Origin of the sequence: Comamonas sp. lk (genome assembly GCF_900564145.1) — a bacterium.
In the GTDB taxonomy this organism is placed as follows: Bacteria; Pseudomonadota; Gammaproteobacteria; order Burkholderiales; family Burkholderiaceae_C; genus Comamonas.
Map to the genome: position 1 here is coordinate 758,322 of NZ_UOOB01000002.1, position 19,255 is coordinate 777,576.

Genomic DNA, 19,255 nt, shown 5'->3' on the forward strand with positions numbered 1-19,255 from the left:
TGGCATCAGCGGCTTTTTTGTTGGGCGTGGCTTACAGCGCCTTGCGCAACGTGGTGGTGGGGATCTTCAGCTGCTCGCGATACTTGGCCACGGTGCGACGGGCGCATTCAATGCCTTGCTCCTTGAGCATATCGGCCAGCTTGGCGTCCGACAGCGGTTTTTTCGTGTCTTCCGCATCCACAAACTGCTTGATCAGCGCCCGCACAGCCGTGCTGGAGGCGCTGCCGCCGGTCTCGGTGCCCAGGCCCGAGCCGAAGAAGTACTTGAGCTCGAACGTGCCTTGGGGCGTGGCCATGTACTTAGCCGTGGTTACGCGGCTGATGGTGGATTCATGCAGGCCCAGGGCATCGGCAATATCGCGCAGCACCAGCGGGCGCATGGCCAGCTCGCCATGCACAAAGAAGTTTTTCTGCCGCTCCACAATCGCTTCCGACACCCGCAAGATGGTGTCAAAGCGCTGCTGGATGTTCTTGATAAACCAGCGCGCTTCCTGCAGCCGCTGCTGCAGTGCCGCATGGCCTTCGCTGTTCTTGTGGCGGCGCAGCACGCCGGCATAAATGTCATGCACCTTGAGCCGCGGCATGACTTCGGTGTTGAGGCGAACGGAAAACTCCATCCGGCCCGAGCCGACACGCACCGGGCGCACGATGACATCGGGCACCACGATATGGCGCTCCACATCCACGAAGCGGCGGCCGGGTCGCGGCTCCAGCCGCGCAATCAGGGCCAGGGCCTCGCGCAAAGCTTCCTCGCGCGCGCCGCACAGGCTGGAGAGCTTGCGCATATCGCGTCGCGCCAGCAAGTCCATGGGCTGGCAGCACATGGACAGGGCCAGTTGCAGCACATCCCAGTGCTTTGCTGTCGTGCCCTCATCTTCGGCCAGACGAATCAGATCGCGCAGCTGCAGTTGCAGGCATTCGGCCAGATCGCGTGCACCCACGCCCACGGGCTCCAGGCTTTGCAGCAACTTTAGCGCCATGGCAAAGCGCTGCTCCAGCTCTTCGCGCTCTTCCAGGTCGTCACCGGCCAGGCTGTAGGCCAGATCGGCCAGAGGCTCTTCCAGATAACCGTCGTCGTTCAGCGATTCGATCAGAAAGCGCAGCGCCGCGCAGTCCTCGGCACTCAGGCGCAGGCTGAGCGCCTGGCGGTGCAGAAAATCGCTCAGGCTTTCATGCTCGCGCGCCAGATCGATGGCGTCGGTTTCCTCGTCGCCATCGCTTTTGCGGCTGCCGGACGAGGAGGGGCCATCCCATTCGCTGCTGGATTCGCCCCCCCATTCCCCGTCTTGTCCGTCGGCACCGTCGCCGCTCCAGTCCAGCGTCTCGGGGGTTTCGGTGGTCGGCGTTTCCGCTATGGTTTCAGAAGCTGCTTGTGTTGATGAATATTCAGTTTCAGATGAGTAGCCATCTGAAGTGCCCATGGATTCGGCGGCAGCCGCTTCCATAGAAGGAGCGTCCATCGGCGCATCGACGTCGTCGCCGTCGCGCTCCAGAAACGGGTTGTCCACCAGCATCTGTTCGACTTCCTGCGCCAGCTCCAGCGTGGACAGTTGCAGCAACTGAATCGACTGCTGCAGCTGCGGCGTGAGCGACAGATGCTGGGATACGCGTAAGGACAGGCCCGGCTTCATCAACTGAACATCCTTGATGTGCAAGCGACCCCGGCATGCCCCCGATGCAGGGACAGCAGCCACAGGAAACGGGGGAGCGCGGTGGTCAACTCACGCATCACATGCGGAAGTGTTCACCCAGGTAGACTCGGCGCACATCGGCGTTGTCCACGATCTGCTCTGGCGTACCTTCGGCCAGTACATGGCCGTCGCTGATGATGAAGGCGTGGTCACAGATACCCAGGGTTTCGCGCACGTTGTGATCGGTAATCAGCACGCCAATGCCGCGCTCTTTCAAGAAGCCGATGATGCGCTGGATTTCGATCACCGCGATGGGGTCGATACCGGCAAACGGCTCATCGAGCAGAATGAAGCGTGGCTGCGTGGCCAGGGCGCGGGCGATTTCCACCCGGCGGCGTTCGCCCCCGGACAGGGCCAGCGCCGGAGACTGGCGCAGATGCTCCACGCGCAATTCCTTGAGCAGATTGTTCAGCCGCTTGTCTATCTCTTCCTTGGAGAGCAGCTTGCCTTGCTCGTCCTTTTGCAGTTCCAGCACGGCGCGGACGTTTTCTTCCACGCTGAGCTTGCGGAAAATCGAGGCTTCCTGCGGCAGATAGGACAGTCCCAGGCGCGAGCGCTGGTGAATCGGCATATTGCCCACGGCATGGCCGTCGATGAAGATCTCGCCGCCATCGCTGCGCACCAGACCCACGATCATGTAAAACGAGGTGGTCTTGCCCGCGCCGTTGGGGCCCAGCAGACCGACGACCTCGCCTTTTTGCACGGACAAAGACACGTCCTTGACCACCTTGCGGCTGCCATAGGACTTGGCCAGATGCCTGGCCTCCAGGCGGCTGTCCGCTTCGCCGCTGCGCAGGGTGCTGTCACGGCTCATTTCTTGTCACCTGCCTTGTCGCTGGCTTTCTCACCGCCCAGCGTCATGCTCTGGCGCAAGGGCTCGGCCTTGGGCTGGGCTGGCTTGGGCTGGGCGCCTGGCGTGCCGTCCTTGGGCGCCATGATGGCGCGCACCCGACCGCCCTGGCCCACGGAGGAGCTGGGCAGGCCACCGCTGGTCTTTTGACCGTCGACGGTATAGACGTCGGTGATGTTGTTGTAGACGATGACCGAGCCCGTGACCTGGTCGCTGAGCTGACCGCCACGGTAGCGGCGCATCTCGCCACGGCGAATGAATTTGACGATATCGGCCTTGCCGTCGTACTCGATGACCTCGCCCTCGCCTTCAATGAACTCATCGGGCTGACCGGGTTCGGTGTCGCGTTTTTGGCGGAAGAAGGCACGCTTGCCCGGCTCGGCCTTGACCACGCCGTACTGAAAGCCTTCGGCATCCTGGCGTACATCCAGCTGCGTACCGCGCAGCACGATGGTGCCCTTGGTCATCACCACATTGCCGGTGAAAACGCTGGTCTGCTGAAGCTCGTCGTGGCGCAATGCATCGGCCTCGATATTCATGGGCTTGGCGCTATCGGCCTTTTCGGCATGCGCCGTGCCGGCCAATACGGCAAAAGCCGAGGCCAGCACGAAAGAGAGAAGTCGTTTGGTCATGGAGGGCACGTTTCTTGCATACATTGTAGTCATTCCCTTTTTGGCGCCGCCGCAAACATACACTGGCCCGGATCAAAACCTCGCCATACGGGTATGAAAAAGCCCGCTCAGGCAGACCTGGCGGGCTTTTGGGATGTACAAGCTGCGCTCGCCGTATCAGCCCTTGCGGCTGGACACGATCAGGGCATTGACCACGCGCAACACATTTTCCATGTTGCCGGCCTTGGTGCCATCCGTGTAGTACTTGCCGGCCACGCCCATGGCAGGCACGCCTTCCACGTCGTAGGCCTGCTGCAGCTGGGTGGCCTTGCGCACCTGGTTGGAGACGGTAAAGGAGTTGTACATCTCCTTGAACTTGGCCACATCCACGCCCTGCTTGCCGGCCCATTCGAAGATGGCGTCATCGGTGGCCAGACGGTTGCGTTCCACGTGAATGGCGTGGAAGGCCTTGGCGTGCAGCGTACCCAGCAGATTCATGCCTTCCAGGGTGTAGTACAGCTTTTGCTGAGGCACAAAAGAGGCATTGAAGGCCACGGGCACGCGGTTGACCACCACATCGGCAGGCGCTGCGTTCTTCCAGGCCGCAAACGTGGGCTCGAAAACATTGCAGTGCGGGCAGCTATACCAGAAGAACTCGATCACCTCGACCTTGCCGGCGGGCGCGCTAACAGGGGCTTGCTTGCTGAGCTTGAGGTAGTCCTTGCCTTCCTTGAAGCCTGCGGCCTGAGCCCAGGTGGCAGAGGAACCCAGTGTCAAAGCACCAGTGGCTGCAGCAGATGCAACCAGAGAAAATTCGCGGCGTTTCATCAAAACCAACTCCTAAATCAGGTCTGCAGTGTCAGAGGCCATCAGCCATAAAAAGTTCAACCCAGCTCTCAAGCCCGGCACAGCCTGGGCCTCAAAGATGTTTTACCTTGCGGCGCGAACCAGGGTGGAATCCACACCGGCGCCGTCGAGCTTGCCCTTGAGCTGCTCGGCCTCATCGCGCTTGTTGAACGGACCCACGCGCACACGGAACACGGTGATGCCGTTTTGCTCACGCTCGCTGACCCGGGCTTCCCAGCCCAGCATGGCCAGCTTGGCGCGCTGCGCCTGGGCTTCCTTCTCGCCACGGAAAGCACCGGCCTGCACAAAGTAGTTGAAGCCGGGCTCGCCGCCAGTAGCCGCCACGGCAGCTGCTTTTTCCTTGTCGGCACGGGCTTTTTCAGCCTTCTCGGCGGCAGCGGAGCGCTCCTTGACCAGATCGCCCAGAGGATCACCCGTGGCCGGCTTGACCGGCTTGGCGGGATCGACATGGGGCTGGGCAGGCGTGACCGGCTTGCCGGTCACGGGGTCCAGCGCAGCAGTGCCTGTGGCCGTGACCGGAGCCACCGGCGTGCTTGGCGTTACGGGCACGGCAGGCGTTTCCACGGCAGCCGGCGGCACAGCAGGAGTCGGTAGCGGCGCACGGCTTTGCAGCGGTGCGTTCGGGTCCCAGTTCTTGTTGCGCTCAGCCTCGACGGCGTCGCGATCCGTGTTGTTACCGCCCTTGTTCAGAAAGGGAACGGGCACCTTGGTCACATAGACGGCCACGGCCAGAGCCGCTGCCAGGCCAATGACCATGCCGAAAATCAGTCCCAGGATGGTGCCGCCGCGTTGCTGCTTCTTCATAGGTCGCTAAAGGCTTTCCGCTTGACGCTTTGATTACATGCGCTCGGGTGCACTGACACCCAGCACAGCCAGACCATTGTGCAGCACCTGAGCGGTGGCTGCGACCAAGGCCAGGCGGGCCAGCTTGAGCTTTTCATCATCCACCAGGATGCGTTCGGCATCGTAGTAGCTGTGATAGCAGGAAGCCAGATCGCGCAGGTAGAACGTCACGTCATGCGGAGCATTGCCTTCGGCAGCGGCCGTCAGCATCTCGGGGTACTTGGCCAGCAGCAGCATCAGGGCCTGGGCTTGCGGGCCTTCCAGCGCCGACAGGTCCACGTCCTTGAGCGACGGCAGGCCGGCGCCGCCGGCTTCTTGCCAGGCACGCAGCACCGACTGGATACGCGCATGGGCGTATTGCACGTAGTACACGGGGTTATCGTTGTTCTGGGCCACGGCCAGATCCACGTCGAAGGTGTATTCGGTGTCGGGCTTACGGCTGAGCAGGAAGAAGCGCACGGCATCCTTGCTGGTCCACTCGATCAGATCGCGCAGCGTCACATAGGAGCCGGCACGCTTGCTGATCTTCACTTCCTCGCCATTCTTCACCACGCGCACCATGGTGTGCAGCACGTAGTCGGGGTAGCCCTGAGGAATACCCACATCGGCCGCCTGCAGCCCGGCGCGCACGCGGGCAATGGTGCCGTGGTGGTCGGTACCCTGAATGTTCACCACCTTGGTGAAGCCACGCTTGAACTTCTGGATGTGATAGGCCACATCGGGTACGAAGTAGGTGTAGCCGCCGTCTGTCTTGCGCATCACGCGGTCTTTGTCGTCGCCGTAGTCGGTGGACCTGAGCCACAGCGCGCCGTCTTGCTCGTAGGTCTTGCCGTTGGCGATCAGGCGCTTGACGGTTTCCTCGACATGGCCGTTTTCGTACAGGCTCGATTCCAGGTAGTACTCGTCGAACTTGAGGTTGAAGGCCTGCAAGTCCTTGTCCTGCTCGTTGCGCAGATAGGCCACAGCGAACTGGCGGATGTTGTCGTAATCCTCTACATCGCCATTGGCCGTGAACTCGCGGTCATCGGCCTTGATGGCTTCCTTGGCCAGGAAGGCGTTGGCGATGTCGGCAATGTAGTCGCCGTTATAGAAATTCTTGGCCAGCGGGTTCTCGCCGTCGGTAGGCCAGCACTCGTCACCGGGCTTGAAGCCCTTGGCGCGCAGCTGCGTGCTCTTGGTCAGGGTGTCGATCTGCACGCCCGCGTCGTTGTAATAAAACTCGCGGTGCACCTTCCAGCCCTGGGTGGAGTACAGATTGCTGATGGCATCGCCAATCGCAGCCTGACGGCCGTGGCCCACGTGCAGCGGACCGGTGGGGTTGGCGGAGACGAACTCGACCAGAATGTTTTCGCCACGGCTGGCCTGGTTGCCGAACTCGGCTCCCTGCGCCAGCACTTCGCGCACGATCTGCTGCTTGGCGGCGGGCTTCAAGCGAATGTTCAAAAAGCCGGGGCCTGCAATTTCAATCGCATCAACCCATTGCTGGAAGGCCGGTGTGGCTTCCAAAGCGGCTTTGAGCTGTTCGCCCAAAGCGCGCGGGTTGGCTTTGAGCGGCTTGGCCAGTTGCATGGCCGCCGTACAGGCGAAGTCGCCATGGGCTGCCACTTTGGGGTTTTCGAACGCAGCGCGTGCGCCAGCGCCGGGCGAGAGTGTTTCGAGCTCAGCAGCCAGGGCTGCGAGCAATTCCTGTTTGACGGAGAGCATCGGGGGATTTTACGTGCCTGCCCTCACCTGCGCTGACTCGCTGGATTGCGTGCAAGCAACAAGTCGTTGCAACGCAGCATTTTGAGGGGACGAAACCAGCCCGCGAAACCGGGTTCACCCGGCAAGCCGGACTGCGCCGGCCCAGGCGTTTTACATGCCCCGTGCCCAGAAAATCGCCACCACGGCGATCACCGGCACCACATGAGCCTGCCACATCACCCATTTGCGGGTTTGAGCCACCTCTTCGGCGGCCGGCAGTTGCCCGGAGGCAACCAGAGTCTTGCGCCAGCGGCGGAAGCTGAGGGTGGGCTTGATGGACAGCAGCGCGGCCAGAATGAACAAACTCATCTTGAGGTGAAACAGCGGAGAAGCCATATAGCCGCTCATGCCCTTCACGCCCCAGAACAGCCGCGCCAGACCCGTGAGCAGCAGAACCACGGCCACGATGCCGTAAATCATGTCCAGCCGCGCCAGCCGCTGAACGACGGCGGCATTCATCCACTCCACACGGCAAAGCGCCGCCTGGCTGGAGAGAAACACCACCAGGGTCAAGATGGCCAGCAGGTGGACGCTGGCGAGAACAGCTTCAAGGGTCATGGCTAAGCGGTAGAAGAACTCCGTGGTGCTCCAGAGAAAATTCCAAAGCGGCGAGAAATCCATTGTCTACCCTTTCCCACGCCCGGCAGCGGAGCATGCCGTGCGCGAAAAATCAGACCCCACGCTTCAGCCGGCCAGGCCTATGCGAAAGAAATCGGCCTGGTTGTAATAGTGCTTGAGGTAGTCGATCCACATGCGCACCCGCAGCGGCATGTGCTTGCGCTGGGGAAAGACCACAAAAATACCGTTGGGCGGGGCGGCAAACTCTTCGAGCACGGGTATCAGGCGGCCGGCGGCGATTTCGGCCTCCACTTCCCAGGTGCTGCGCCAGGCAATGCCCCAGCCGCCCAGGCACCAGTCGTGCAGCACCTGACCATCGGAACAATCGAGCGGGCCACCGGGTTTGAAGTGCACGACTTCGCTGGTGCCACTTTCGGGATGCGGAATGCGAAACGCCCAGCCACGGGTTTGCGAAGCATCGCTGGACAGCGTCAGGCAGTCGTGCTGCGTCAGCTCGCTGGGGTGCTTGGGCGTGCCGCGCCGCGCCAGATAGTCGGGCGTGGCCACACACAGGCGGCGGTTGTCGGCAATGCGCACGCTGACCAGGGCCGAATCGGGCAAATCGCCCACGCGCACCGCACAGTCAAAGCCTTCGCCGGCCAGATCCACCACCCGGTCCGACAGATTGAGCGAAATCGTCACATCGGGGTGCAAATCGCGAAAACGCGGCACCAGCGGTGCCACGTGGCGGCGGCCAAAGCCGGCCGGTGCCGTGATGCGCAAATGGCCTGTGGCCTTGACGCCGCCCGCGCTGACGCTGGCTTCGGCATTGGAGACATCGGACAGCAGGCGCTGGCAATCCTCCAGAAAGGCGCTGCCCTCATGCGTGAGCGAAATGCGGCGTGTGGTGCGCACCATGAGCTTGACGCCCAGATGCTCTTCCAGCGCGTCCAGGCGCCGCCCCATGATGGCGGGCGCCACGCCCTCGGCCTTGGCCGCTGCCGTAAGGCTGCCGCGCGTGGCCACTGATACAAAGGACTCAAATGCCTTGAGTTTGTCCATGACTGCTCCTGTCTCGTTGCGTGTTGTCTCCTGCACGGACTGCTCTGATTCAAGGAGCATTTACCGCAACAGCAGCTTTCTTATGGATGAAATCGGCTTGAAATCCGCGTTATTCATACGCTTGCAGCTATCAATTTAAGTAGCTTGAGCACATGTTTTCACTTTTCACAAGTCAAGATCATGAAATTCATTTTTCTAGATTTTTACTTAGAAGTCATGAGTCTTTAAAGAACTCAAATATTTATATACCTAAATACATGGATTTGCAGCAGTTCCGGCACGGGCATATCGCTTATTCCTCCAGCCCATCAATAGGCGGGCCAGACCTGCTCTATCGCGGGTTGGCAGCGATGATTTGCGCCAGGTTCTTCCGCCCGCAAGGCGCGCTTGCACGAAATCGGTGGTCTGCCGCAAAGGCCAGCCGGCAGGCTTTTGTCCCCAGCCTCGGCCTGGGGAACTGCGCTGTACGTTCGCCACAAACGCTTCAACCCACATCAGAACTGGGTTAGGCAAAAAAGCCCGCGAAGCATCGCCGCCACCAAGGGTTGCACCAGAACGGCGCGAGCACCTACAGATCAAGCCTGTATTAGCCACAAAAATATCATTAGTTTCGAACTAATTCGAATATTTATGTACTCAAAAAAATCAAATACAGTGTGCATACAGGCTGCCCAAGATGGGCATCGCAATGCTTTAGATATCGTCAACACTCAGAGACATCAACCAGAGGTTCCCAATGACTGATCGCACTCAAGTCCACGGTCTGCAAGTCGCTACCGATCTGTACAACTTCGTGAACACCCAGGTATTGCCTGGCACGGGCGTGGACCAGCAAGCCTTCTGGGCAGGCTTTGATTCCATCGTGGCCGATCTGGCCCCCAAGAATGCCGCCCTGCTGGCCGAGCGCGATCGCCTGCAAGTGGAGCTGGACAGCTGGCACAAGGCCAACCCCGGCCCCATCACCGACATGGCGGCCTACCGCAGCTTCCTCACGCAAATCGGCTATCTGGTCGAGCAGCCCAAGGACGCCAAGGCCACGACCGAAAACGTGGATGCGGAACTGGCCATTCAGGCCGGCCCCCAGTTGGTTGTGCCCATTCTGAACGCCCGCTATGCACTGAACGCAGCCAACGCCCGCTGGGGTTCGCTGTATGACGCGCTGTACGGCACGGATGTGATCAGCGAAGAAGGCGGCGCAGAAAAAGGCAAGGGCTACAACCCCGCGCGCGGCGCCAAGGTGATTGCCTTCGCTCGCGACTTCCTGGATCAGGCCGCACCTCTGGCCAACGGCTCGCACAAGGACTCCACCGGCTACGCTGTGGAAGGCGGCAAGCTGGTCGTGTCCCTGAAGGACGGCAGCAAGACCGGCCTGAAGGAAGAAGCCAAGTTCATCGGCTACCAAGGCGATGCAACAGCTCCCACCTCCGTGCTGCTGAAGAACAACGGCATCCACATCGACATCATCGTCAACAAGGCCACGCCTATCGGCAGCAGCGATGCGGCTGGCGTGTCCGACGTGGTGGTCGAGGCCGCTCTGTCCACCATCCTGGATCTGGAAGACTCCGTGGCCGCCGTGGATGCCGAAGACAAGATCAACGGCTACGCCAACTGGCTGGGCATCTTGAAGGGCACGCTGACCGAATCCTTTGACAAGGGCGGCAAGACCGTGACCCGCGGCCTGAACGCAGACCGCGAATACACCGGCGCCGACGGCCAAAGCGTGAAGCTGCACGGTCGCTCGCTGATGTTTGTGCGTAACGTCGGTCATCTGATGACCAACCCCGCCATTCTGTGGGGCGCGGACAAGAAGGAAATCCCCGAAGGCATTCTGGACGCCGTGGTGACCACCGCCATCGCCATCCATGACCTCAAGGGCGGTGCCAACGGCATCCGCAACTCACGCACCGGCAGCGTCTACATCGTCAAGCCCAAGATGCACGGCCCGGCCGAAGCCGCTTTTGCCAATGAGCTGTTCGGCCGCGTGGAAAAAGTGCTGGGTCTGCCCGAGAACACCGTCAAGCTGGGCATCATGGACGAAGAGCGCCGCACGACAGTGAACCTGAAGGCCGCCATCGCCGCTGCTCCTGCACGCGTGGCCTTCATCAACACCGGTTTCCTGGACCGCACCGGCGATGAAATGCACACCGCCATGTATGCCGGCCCCATGGTGCGCAAGGCCGATATGAAGACCTGCGCCTGGCTGCCTGCCTACGAGAAGAGCAATGTGCTGGTCGGCCTGGGCATGGGCCTGCGAGGCCGCGCCCAGATCGGCAAGGGCATGTGGGCCATGCCCGACCTGATGAAGGCCATGCTGGAGCAGAAGATTGCCCAGCCCAAGGCCGGCGCCAACACCGCCTGGGTTCCCTCGCCCACCGGCGCCACCCTGCACGCTCTGCACTACCACCAGGTCAATGTGGCCGAAGTGCAAAAAGAGCTGGAAAAAACCAGTGCCGATGCCGAGCGCGACAACCTGCTCAACGCCATCCTGCAAGTGCCCGTTGCCACCAACACCGGCTGGTCCGATGCTGAAAAGCAGCAGGAAGTGGATAACAACGTGCAAGGCATTTTGGGCTATGTGGTGCGCTGGGTCGACCAGGGCGTGGGTTGCTCCAAGGTACCCGATATCCACAACGTGGGCCTGATGGAAGACCGTGCCACGCTGCGCATCTCCAGCCAGCACATCGCCAACTGGCTGCAGCACGGCATCGTGACCGAAGCCATGGTGCGCGACAGCTATGCCCGCATGGCCAAGATCGTGGACGAGCAAAACGCCGGCGACGCCGCCTACAAGAGCCTGGTCGCCAACCCTGACGGTGCGGCTTACCAGGCCGCTCTGGACCTGGTCTTCAAGGGCAAGGAACAGCCTTCGGGCTATACCGAGCCTCTGCTGCACGCCTGGCGTCTGAAGGTCAAGGCCGGCGCTTAAATCGCCAGTCCATTCGACAAATCAGCTGACTTAACAAGGGCACCTTCGGGTGCCTTTGTTTTGTCACGTTAGATAACAATCAACTATTAGATTTATTTGTTACATTGACTCACCCTAACAACCTCATCTGCTTGTCCCATGCTGCGTACACCACTTGCTTTGGCCGCCCTGGCTCTTGTCTCTGCACCGCTGTTTTTGACCGGCTGCGCGACGGAGTCCTCGCAATCCCTGAGCGTTGCTCAGACGCAAAGCGCTGCGCGCAGCTATCAAGGCGTTCGCCGCCCCATCGCTGTCGGTAAGTTTGACAATCGCTCCAGCTATCTGCGCGGTGCGTTCTCGGATGGTGCGGACCGTCTGGGCAGCCAGGCCAAGACGATTTTGCTCAGCCATCTGCAGCAGACCAACCGCTTCAACGTGCTGGATCGCGACAACATGGCGGAAATCAAGCAGGAAGCCGCCATCCAGGGCACAGCGCAGCAGCTCAAGGGCGCGGATTACGTGGTGACCGGCGATATCTCGGAGTTCGGACGCAAGGAAACCGGCGACAAGCAGTTGTTTGGCGTGCTGGGCCGCGGCAAGACCCAGGTGGCTTATGCCAAGGTCACGCTGAACATCGTGAACATCCGCACCTCGGAAGTCGTCCGTTCCGTGCAAGGCGCAGGTGAGTTCCAACTCTCCAACCGTGAAATCGTGGGCTTCGGCGGCACGGCCAGCTATGACTCCACGCTGAATGGCAAGGTGCTGGACCTGGCCATTCGCGAAGCCGTGGACCGTCTGGGTGAATCCGTGGACGCCGGCGCTCTGCCCAGCCTCTCGGCCAACACAAGCCAGCGCTGAAAGGCAGGTCGCCATGAAAACCTTCTCGGCAATCCGCGCAGGCAGCGCGCTGGCGCTGACGGCTTTGCTGGTGGGCTGTGTCACCGCTCCCCAGCCGCTTTACAGCTGGAATGGCTACCAGACTCAGGTGTACAGCTATCTCAAAAGCGATGCACCCGCAGCAGAAGAGCAGATTCTGGTGCTGGAAAAAGGTGTGCAACAAGCGGCGAGCAAGGGTGCGCAACTGCCGCCCGGCTACCAGGCCCATCTGGGGCTGCTATACCTGAACGCCGGCCGCACCGACCAGGCACTGGCCGCCTGGGCACAAGAGAAAAAGCAGTTTCCCGAATCGGCTCAGTACATCGACTACCTGGTCGGCAATATGAAGAAGAACGGAGTCTGAGATGCACACCCCTCTGATGGCACGCGTTCTCAAATGCGCTGCGACACTGGCCGTCAGCGCCTGGCTGGTCGGTTGCGCGGCACCACAGCAAGGCAAGGATTACAGCGCCTACCGTGCGGCCAAACCGGCCTCCATTCTGGTGCTGCCTCCGGTCAATGACGCCCCTGAAGTCCAGGCCAGCGCCAGCGTGCTGTCCCAGGCCACCTTGCCGCTGGCCGAAGCCGGTTACTACGTGATGCCGGTGACGCTGATGAGCGAAACCTTCCGGCAAAACGGTCTGGAAATCGCCAGTGACATCCAGGACGTGGCGCCCGCCAAGCTCAAGCAGATCTTTGGCTCGGATGCCGCTCTGTACATACGCATCACCCGCTACGGCACCAGCTACCAGGTGATTCAAAGCGCCACCGTCGTCAGTGTCGAAGCCAGGCTGGTGGATCTGCGTACCGGCGAGCCGCTATGGGATGGGCGTGCCTCGGCCTCCAATCAGGAAGGCGGCAACAACTCGGGCGGCGGTTTGGTCGGCATGCTGGTGACGGCGCTGGTCAATCAAATCATCAACTCCGCCACCGATGCCGCCCACCCCGTCGCAGGCCTGGCCACCAATCGCATGCTGGCAGCGGGCACCCCTAACGGCTTGCTCTACGGCCCGCGCTCGCCTCTGTACGGCAAGAACTGAGACGGCTAGTATTCGCTGCTCTATCAAAACAGTAGCAATCAGCGCAATACTCCTCGAGACTTCGAATGAATTCTTCTTGAATGCATTATGGGTAGAACGCCAACCGCTATCAATTGAAGAGCAAATTCAAACCTACATGCACTTCCTCGGAAGTGCATTTTTTATGGCGCAGAGAACTGCGGGCGTTGTTCCAGCATCAATCGATACAGCGCCTGTGCCGCTAAAGACAGGCTGCGCTCTCGCCGCCGCACCAAATAGATTTGCCGCTCCATCCCCGGCAAAGCCAGCGGCCGCGTGATCAGGCCCGGCTTGTCGAAGTGAAACAGCGACAGCGCCGGCACCACGCTGATGCCCAGGCCGGCCTGCACCAGCCCCATCACCGTGGCCAGTTGCTCCACCTCGACCAGGGTGTGCATGCTCTGCGGAAAGAAAGCCGCATCCAGATACTGGCGCACGCTGCTATGACGGGCAAGATGCACAAAAGGCCAGGGCAGCAAATCGGCCACGCCCAGCGTCTGCTGCGCCGCCAGCGCATGGTCTTCCCGGCACACCAGATGAAAGTCGTCACGGCAAAACGGCTCGGCCTGCAGCTCTGGCGTATCGGCACGGATGGCAGCCAGAGCAAAGTCGGCCTCGCCATTGGCCACGGCGGCAATACAGGGCTCGGACAGCACATCGTGCACCGCCAAATCCACCCCGGGATGGCGTGCCATGAATTGCGCCAGCACCTGCGGCAACCAACCCGCCGCCAACGAGGGCAGCAGCGCCACCGATACATGGCCGCGTGCCAGCTGGGCCGTGTCGCGCATGGCCTTGGCGCAGTCCTCCAGCTCGGCCGCAATACGCTGGGCCGACAGCCAAAAGCGCTCGCCCTCAGGTGTCAGCAGCACATGGCGCGTGCTGCGGTCAAACAGCTGCAGACCCACGCTGGCCTCCAACGCCTTGATGAGCGCGCTGAACGCGGGCTGCGACAGATGGCAACGCACCGCCGCACGGGTGAAGTTCTTCACTTCAGCCAGAGCCAGAAATGCCTGAATATCGCGCGCCGAAAGATTCATCTGTCTTCCAAATCAATTCATCTTAATTATCGATTTCACAGCTTACCCAAGCCTTCCTATAGTGGTCAGCAGGAGATTCCATGACATCACCCACGCCCTACCCCACCCCCCTGCTGATTGGCTGCGCCGCCGGATTCTCGGGCGACCGCGTTGATGCGGCCGGCCCGGTCGTACAAGAGCTGATTCGCCAGGCCAAGCCGGCCGTGCTGATCTTCGAGACCCTGGCCGAGCGCACCCTGGCCCTGGCCCAGCTGGCACGCCAAAGCAATCCCGATGCAGGCTTTGAGCCGTTGATGCTGGATTTTCTGCGCCCGGTGCTGGGCGACTGTCTGCAGCACGGCATTCGCATCGTCAGCAACTTCGGCGCCGCCAATCCTGCCGGTGCGGCGCGTGCCATTGCCCGCCTGGCGCAAGAGCTGGACCTGAGAGCGCCGCGCATTGCCGTGGTCCATGGCGACGATTTGAGCGCCCCCGATCAGCGCCCGCTGCTGCAGAATGCGCTGGCCGAGCGCATGCCCAGCCAGCCCCTGGTCAGCGCCAATGCCTATATCGGCGCACGTCCGATTGCCGATGCGCTGCAGGCCGGAGCCGATATCGTGGTCTGCGGCCGCGTGGCCGACCCTTCCCTGGTCGTAGGCCCGGCCATGGCCCATTTTGGCTGGGCCTGGGATGACTGGAACCGCCTAGCCCGCGCCACCATGGCCGGCCATTTGCTGGAATGCGGCACCCAAGTCAGCGGCGGCTATTTTGCCGATCCGGGCTACAAAGATGTGCCCGACATGGACCAGTTGGGCTACCCGATTGCCGAGATCGATGCCGACGGCCACTGCAGCATTTTCAAGCCCCAGGGCACGGGTGGCTGCATCAGCACGGCCACTGTCAAGGAGCAGTTGCTCTACGAAATTCACGATCCGGCCCAGTACTTCACGCCCGATGTCATCGCCGATATCACGCAGGCCGAAGTCATTGCCCTGGCACCTGACCGCGTGCGCCTGCAAGGCGTGATCGGCCACCCCCGGCCGGCCACGCTCAAGGTCAATGTCTGCTATGCCACGGGCTGGTTTGCCGAAGGCGAGATCTCCTATGCCGGTCCGCGCTCCGCCGAGCGCGCTCGCCTAGCCGGGCAGACCATTGCCCGGCGCCTTGCGGGCATCGCACCGCTGCGCACCGACTTGATTGGCGTGACCAGCGTCTGGGGCAACGATGGCAGCGACTGGCTTGATCACGCCGATCTCAGCCAGGCCTCGACCGACGTGCGCCTGCGCATGGCCTGGCAGCATGAGGAGCACGCCACGGCTGCCAGACTACCGCGCGAAATCAATGCCCTGTATTGCTGCGGCCCGGCCGGCGGCGGCGGCGTGCGCACCCATATGCGCCAGCGCCTGGGCCTGACCTCCTGCCTGGTAGCGCAGGAACAGATACGCACCGGATTCCAATGGGCCGAGCCACAGCATGCCCAGAACACCAAGGAGGCTCGCCATGTCTGAGGCCAGCAACACCCTCTCCATTCCGCTGTACCGCCTGGCCCATGGCCGTACCGGCGACAAAGGCAACCGCTCCAACATCAGCGTCATCGCCTGGCACCCGGCGTTCTGGGAGCTGATCTGCGAGCAGGTCAGCGAGGATGCCGTGCGCGCTCTGTTTGCCGACCGCCGCCCCAGGCAGGTCAAACGCTATCTGCTGCCGCAGCTGCAGGCTATGAATCTGGTGCTGGACGATGTGCTGGATGGCGGCGTCAACGACGCCCTGAATCTCGACAGCCATGGCAAGACCCTGTGCTACCGCGTGTTGCAAATGCCCATCCGCATACCCGCCGAAAACATGCCACAGCTGCAACCTTATCTGGCCGGCCCGGCCGACAACGAATAGACGACATCAGATCGTCCCGCCTTTTCCACCACAAGCACCCGATCAGGAGACAAACCATGACCTCTTTCACACGCCGCTGCCTGCTGGCCAGCAGCTTGGGCCTCGCCTTTGCTCACACGGCTTTTGCGCAAAGCGACTACCCCAGCAAGCCCATCACCTTTGTCGTGCCTTTTGCGGCAGGCAGTGCCACGGATCAGCTAGCACGGGCTCTGGGTCAGTCCATCACCGAGAAAACCAAGCAGCCGGTGGTGGTGGAAAACAAGGGCGGCGCCAGCGGCATGATTGCGGCTCAGGCCGTGGCCAAGGCACCGGCAGACGGCTATACCGTGCTGATCACCACCAACACCACGCACGCGGCCAACGAGCATTTGTACAAAAAACTGGCCTATGACCCGGTCAAGGACTTCGCCCCGTTGTCCGGCCTGGGCAAGGGTGGTCAGGTGCTGGTGGTACCGGCCAGCGCGCCTTATAAATCGGTGGGCGAGCTGGTCGCTTTCGCCAAGGCCAACCCTGGCAAGCTGAGCTTTGGCAGCGGCAGCTCCTCAAGCCGTGTGGCCGGTGAAATGCTCAAGCAACTGGCGGGCGTAGATATCCTGCACGTGCCGTACAAAAGCAACCCGCTGGCAATTACCGACCTGCTGGGCGGGCAGATCAATCTGATGATCACCGATGTCTCCACCGGCGTGCCCCAGATCAAGGCCGGCAAGCTGCGTGCCCTAGGCTACTCCACGCAAAAACGCAGCGCCCAGCTGCCCGATGTGCCCACCATTGCCGAGGCCGGCGTCAAAGGCTATGACATGGGTTACTGGTTTGCGGCCTACGCACCGGCCAACACACCCGCCCCCGTGGTTGCCAAGCTCAACCAGTTGCTGAACAGCGCCGTGGCCAGCGCCGCCGCCAAGTCTTTCTTTGATATGTCGGGCTCCGAGCCCTGGACCACCACGCCTGCCGAGCTGGCCCAGTTCCAGTCTGCTGAAACCAAAAAGTGGGGTCAGGTCATCAAGGCTGCCGGCATTACGCCGGAGTGAGCGCCTTTGGCTCCCATGCAATGCCAAGGCCATCGTTGAAAAGCTGTTTTAAATAGGGCTACACCTTTCCCTGCCGCAGACCTGAGGCCCAAAAGCATCGAATGGGTCACATCTGTTTTCAGAGCAGCTACCGCTTGCCAAGCATGAGTCCCACCTATACTTTTAGCGGTACTTATTGATTGGCAGGCGCAAGACGCTATCAAAAATGCACTCTATGTCCGTACATCGAGTGCATTTTTTGGGGGTATGGCTTCTACACTGGCGCCATGCCCTCCGAGAGCCTCCACCACATCCAGCCTCTGGACCCCAGCCGCTGCCCGCTATGCGGCCAGGCCAATCAATGCGCCATCACCGCTGGCCTGCCGCCGCAAAGCTGCTGGTGCATGCAGACTCCGGTGTCGCAAGACGCTCTGGCCCAGCTTCCGCCCGAAACGCGCGGCAAAGCCTGCATCTGCCCAGTCTGCGCACAGCCCAGCGACAGAGATTCCACAACGGCCTGACACTGCGACAGTCTTTGCGCAGCTCGTGCATTCAAACCACCCAGGAGAACTTGATGCCCACCTATCACATCGAACTGTTTGAAGGCCGCAGCCTTGAACAAAAGCGCAAGCTGGTCGAAGAAGTCACCCGCATCACCACCGAAGTACTGGGCAGCGCGCCCGAGTCCGTGGACATCATCATCACCGACGTCAAACGCGAAAACTGGGCCACAGGTGGCAAGCTCTGGTCTGAGCAGGCCTAAGCCTTTTCACGCTGCCTTGCACGCAGCGATGACGGCTCAGAGGTAGGCCATCAGATGGTGCTCGGCTCTGTGGAATCCATTCCATGTCAGGCAGCCCAAGCTTGAGCGATACCGCGGCACATTTATGATCTGAGGCTGTCGCTTCACCTCTCACCCCCCAAGGAGTCAAACCCATGCCCACCTACCATGTAGAAATGATGGAAGGCCGCACCGTCGAACAAAAGCGCAAGCTGGTGGAAGAAATCACCCGCGTCAGCGTGGAAGTGCTGGGCGGTTCGCCCGAATCGGTAGACATCATCATCACCGACATCAAGCGCCACGACTGGGCCACCGGCGGCAAGCTCTGGTCCGAGCGCGAGTAAGCCAGAGCCCGGCCTTTCTCGTCAAAGCAGCTCAGGCTGCTTTTTCATGTCCGTCTGCTTGGGTAAGCACCCAGCTTGGGCTATAAAAGGCTTTTCCCTATCAACAGGTTTGAGAACTGTCATGTGCCAGCTGCTTGGAATGAACTGCAACACGCCCACCGATGTGCGTTTTAGCTTCTCGGGCTTCACACAGCGCGCAGGCAATACCGGCGATCACACCGACGGCTGGGGCATCGCTTTTTTTGAAGACAAAGGCCTGCGCCACTTCGTGGATCATGAGCGCGCCATTGACTCACCGGTGGCCAAGCTGATTCGTGAATATCCGATCAAAAGCACCAACGTCATTGCCCACATCCGCAAAGCGACCCAAGGCGTGGTCAGCCTGCAAAACTGCCACCCCTTTGTGCGCGAGCTCTGGGGCCGCAACTGGGTTTTTGCGCACAACGGTGACCTCAAGAACTTTTCGCCCAAACTGCACGCCCACTTTCAGCCCATAGGCAACACCGACAGCGAGCAGGCTTTTTGCTGGATCATGCAGGAGCTCTGGAAATCCCACGCAGGCCTGCCCAGCATCGAGGAGCTCACCCACACCCTGCGCGAGCTTGCCGCCAAGATCGCTCCCCACGGCACTTTCAACTTCCTGCTCTCCAATGGCGAAGCTCTCTGGGCCCACGCAACCACCCATCTTTGCTATATCGAGCGCCGGCACCCCTTCTGCCAAGCACATCTGTCCGATGAAGATCTGAGCGTGGATTTCTCGCGGGAAACCACTCCCCAGGACAAAGTCGCCATCATCGTCACAGCGCCCTTGACCAATAACGAAACCTGGACCCCCATCCAATCCGGTGAACTCAAGGTGTTTGCGAACGGGCAATGCCTCCCACTTTGATCTCTGAGGCACCAATAAAAAGAGAGCGCATAGCGCTCTCTTTTTATTGGGTCTGCTGTATTTCATGACTGCATTGCTTATGCAGCAAGTACTGGCCACTATCTTTTTTGCGGCCGCTCTTTCGCCGCCACCATAAAAAAAACCCCGCAGCCTTTCGACTACGGGGTTTTCACTGTAAGAGCCTGACGATGACCTACTTTCACACGGGAACCCGCACTATCATCGGCGCAAATTCGTTTCACTGTCCTGTTCGGGATGGGAA

General features: G+C 61.0%; 20 protein-coding genes. 11 read left to right on the forward strand and 9 right to left on the reverse strand.

Going from position 1 to position 19,255, the window contains the following annotated elements:
- Window positions 1-31: 31 nt before the first annotated feature.
- The 8 genes from EAO39_RS22305 to EAO39_RS22340 all read right to left on the reverse strand — a co-directional run bounded on the left by EAO39_RS22305 (window position 32) and on the right by EAO39_RS22340 (window position 8,224).
- On the reverse strand, window positions 32-1,630 hold the full coding sequence (locus EAO39_RS22305) for an RNA polymerase factor sigma-54 (RefSeq protein WP_120971835.1): 1,599 nt from the start codon (window positions 1,628-1,630) through the stop codon (window positions 32-34).
- Window positions 1,631-1,727: 97 nt separating this feature from the next.
- Window positions 1,728-2,504: an LPS export ABC transporter ATP-binding protein gene (gene lptB, locus EAO39_RS22310; RefSeq protein ID WP_120971836.1), complete on the reverse strand. Its 777-nt coding sequence runs from the start codon at window positions 2,502-2,504 to the stop codon at window positions 1,728-1,730.
- A complete protein-coding gene (lptA, locus tag EAO39_RS22315; protein WP_120971837.1) occupies window positions 2,501-3,172 on the reverse strand; it encodes a lipopolysaccharide transport periplasmic protein LptA in 672 nt (223 codons plus the stop codon). Before lptA ends, lptB begins: the two co-directional genes overlap by 4 nt.
- Before the next feature lie 156 nt (window positions 3,173-3,328).
- Window positions 3,329-3,979 carry a thiol:disulfide interchange protein DsbA/DsbL gene (locus EAO39_RS22320; RefSeq protein ID WP_120971838.1) on the reverse strand — a complete coding sequence of 217 codons (651 nt, stop codon included), beginning with the start codon at window positions 3,977-3,979 and terminating at the stop codon, window positions 3,329-3,331.
- A 102-nt stretch (window positions 3,980-4,081) separates the two neighbouring features.
- The gene (locus tag EAO39_RS22325; protein WP_120971839.1) at window positions 4,082-4,822 is read right to left on the reverse strand and encodes an SPOR domain-containing protein; all 741 of its coding nucleotides are present in this window, start codon (window positions 4,820-4,822) and stop codon (window positions 4,082-4,084) included.
- Between the two features lie 33 nt (window positions 4,823-4,855).
- The gene (gene argS / locus EAO39_RS22330) at window positions 4,856-6,565 is read right to left on the reverse strand and encodes an arginine--tRNA ligase (protein ID WP_120971840.1); all 1,710 of its coding nucleotides are present in this window, start codon (window positions 6,563-6,565) and stop codon (window positions 4,856-4,858) included.
- Window positions 6,566-6,715: 150 nt separating this feature from the next.
- Window positions 6,716-7,162, reverse strand: a complete 447-nt coding sequence (locus tag EAO39_RS22335) for a DUF2214 family protein (protein ID WP_120971953.1) — start codon at window positions 7,160-7,162, stop codon at window positions 6,716-6,718.
- Between the two features lie 126 nt (window positions 7,163-7,288).
- Window positions 7,289-8,224, reverse strand: a complete 936-nt coding sequence (locus EAO39_RS22340; RefSeq protein WP_120971841.1) for a LysR family transcriptional regulator — start codon at window positions 8,222-8,224, stop codon at window positions 7,289-7,291.
- Window positions 8,225-8,960: 736 nt separating this feature from the next.
- On the opposite strand from EAO39_RS22340, the gene EAO39_RS22345 reads away from it, so the two are divergent.
- The 4 genes from EAO39_RS22345 to EAO39_RS22360 all read left to right on the forward strand — a co-directional run bounded on the left by EAO39_RS22345 (window position 8,961) and on the right by EAO39_RS22360 (window position 13,045).
- Entirely contained in the window at window positions 8,961-11,150 is a 2,190-nt protein-coding gene (locus EAO39_RS22345) for a malate synthase G (RefSeq protein WP_120971842.1), read from the forward strand.
- Between the two features lie 138 nt (window positions 11,151-11,288).
- Window positions 11,289-11,987: a CsgG/HfaB family protein gene (locus tag EAO39_RS22350; protein ID WP_120971843.1), complete on the forward strand. Its 699-nt coding sequence runs from the start codon at window positions 11,289-11,291 to the stop codon at window positions 11,985-11,987.
- Window positions 11,988-12,000: 13 nt separating this feature from the next.
- Window positions 12,001-12,369 carry a DUF4810 domain-containing protein gene (locus tag EAO39_RS22355; protein WP_120971844.1) on the forward strand — a complete coding sequence of 123 codons (369 nt, stop codon included), beginning with the start codon at window positions 12,001-12,003 and terminating at the stop codon, window positions 12,367-12,369.
- A gap of 16 nt (window positions 12,370-12,385) precedes the next feature.
- Window positions 12,386-13,045, forward strand: a complete 660-nt coding sequence (locus EAO39_RS22360; RefSeq protein ID WP_120971954.1) for a DUF799 domain-containing protein — start codon at window positions 12,386-12,388, stop codon at window positions 13,043-13,045.
- Between the two features lie 161 nt (window positions 13,046-13,206).
- On the opposite strand, the gene EAO39_RS22365 is transcribed toward EAO39_RS22360, so the two are convergent.
- Window positions 13,207-14,103 (reverse strand): LysR family transcriptional regulator, encoded by an 897-nt coding sequence (locus tag EAO39_RS22365; protein ID WP_120971845.1) that lies wholly within the window; start codon window positions 14,101-14,103, stop codon window positions 13,207-13,209.
- A gap of 80 nt (window positions 14,104-14,183) precedes the next feature.
- Here EAO39_RS22365 and EAO39_RS22370 point away from each other — a divergent pair, with 80 nt between their 5' ends.
- From EAO39_RS22370 to EAO39_RS22400, 7 genes are all read left to right on the forward strand, one after another.
- Complete coding sequence (locus EAO39_RS22370; RefSeq protein WP_120971846.1) at window positions 14,184-15,590, forward strand: acyclic terpene utilization AtuA family protein; 1,407 nt, start codon at window positions 14,184-14,186, stop codon at window positions 15,588-15,590.
- Window positions 15,583-15,972 carry a hypothetical protein gene (locus EAO39_RS22375; protein ID WP_120971847.1) on the forward strand — a complete coding sequence of 130 codons (390 nt, stop codon included), beginning with the start codon at window positions 15,583-15,585 and terminating at the stop codon, window positions 15,970-15,972. The genes EAO39_RS22370 and EAO39_RS22375 overlap by 8 nt, the downstream gene beginning before the upstream one ends.
- A 56-nt stretch (window positions 15,973-16,028) precedes the next feature.
- The gene (locus EAO39_RS22380; RefSeq protein ID WP_120971848.1) at window positions 16,029-17,000 is read left to right on the forward strand and encodes a tripartite tricarboxylate transporter substrate binding protein; all 972 of its coding nucleotides are present in this window, start codon (window positions 16,029-16,031) and stop codon (window positions 16,998-17,000) included.
- Window positions 17,001-17,266: 266 nt separating this feature from the next.
- The gene (locus tag EAO39_RS22385; RefSeq protein WP_120971849.1) at window positions 17,267-17,500 is read left to right on the forward strand and encodes a cysteine-rich CWC family protein; all 234 of its coding nucleotides are present in this window, start codon (window positions 17,267-17,269) and stop codon (window positions 17,498-17,500) included.
- Between the two features lie 53 nt (window positions 17,501-17,553).
- Entirely contained in the window at window positions 17,554-17,742 is a 189-nt protein-coding gene (locus tag EAO39_RS22390) for a 4-oxalocrotonate tautomerase (protein ID WP_120971850.1), read from the forward strand.
- A 173-nt stretch (window positions 17,743-17,915) separates the two neighbouring features.
- Entirely contained in the window at window positions 17,916-18,104 is a 189-nt protein-coding gene (locus EAO39_RS22395; RefSeq protein ID WP_120971851.1) for a 4-oxalocrotonate tautomerase, read from the forward strand.
- 121 nt (window positions 18,105-18,225) lie between these two features.
- On the forward strand, window positions 18,226-18,993 hold the full coding sequence (locus tag EAO39_RS22400) for a class II glutamine amidotransferase (protein ID WP_120971852.1): 768 nt from the start codon (window positions 18,226-18,228) through the stop codon (window positions 18,991-18,993).
- The last annotated feature ends 262 nt before the right edge of the window (window positions 18,994-19,255 follow it).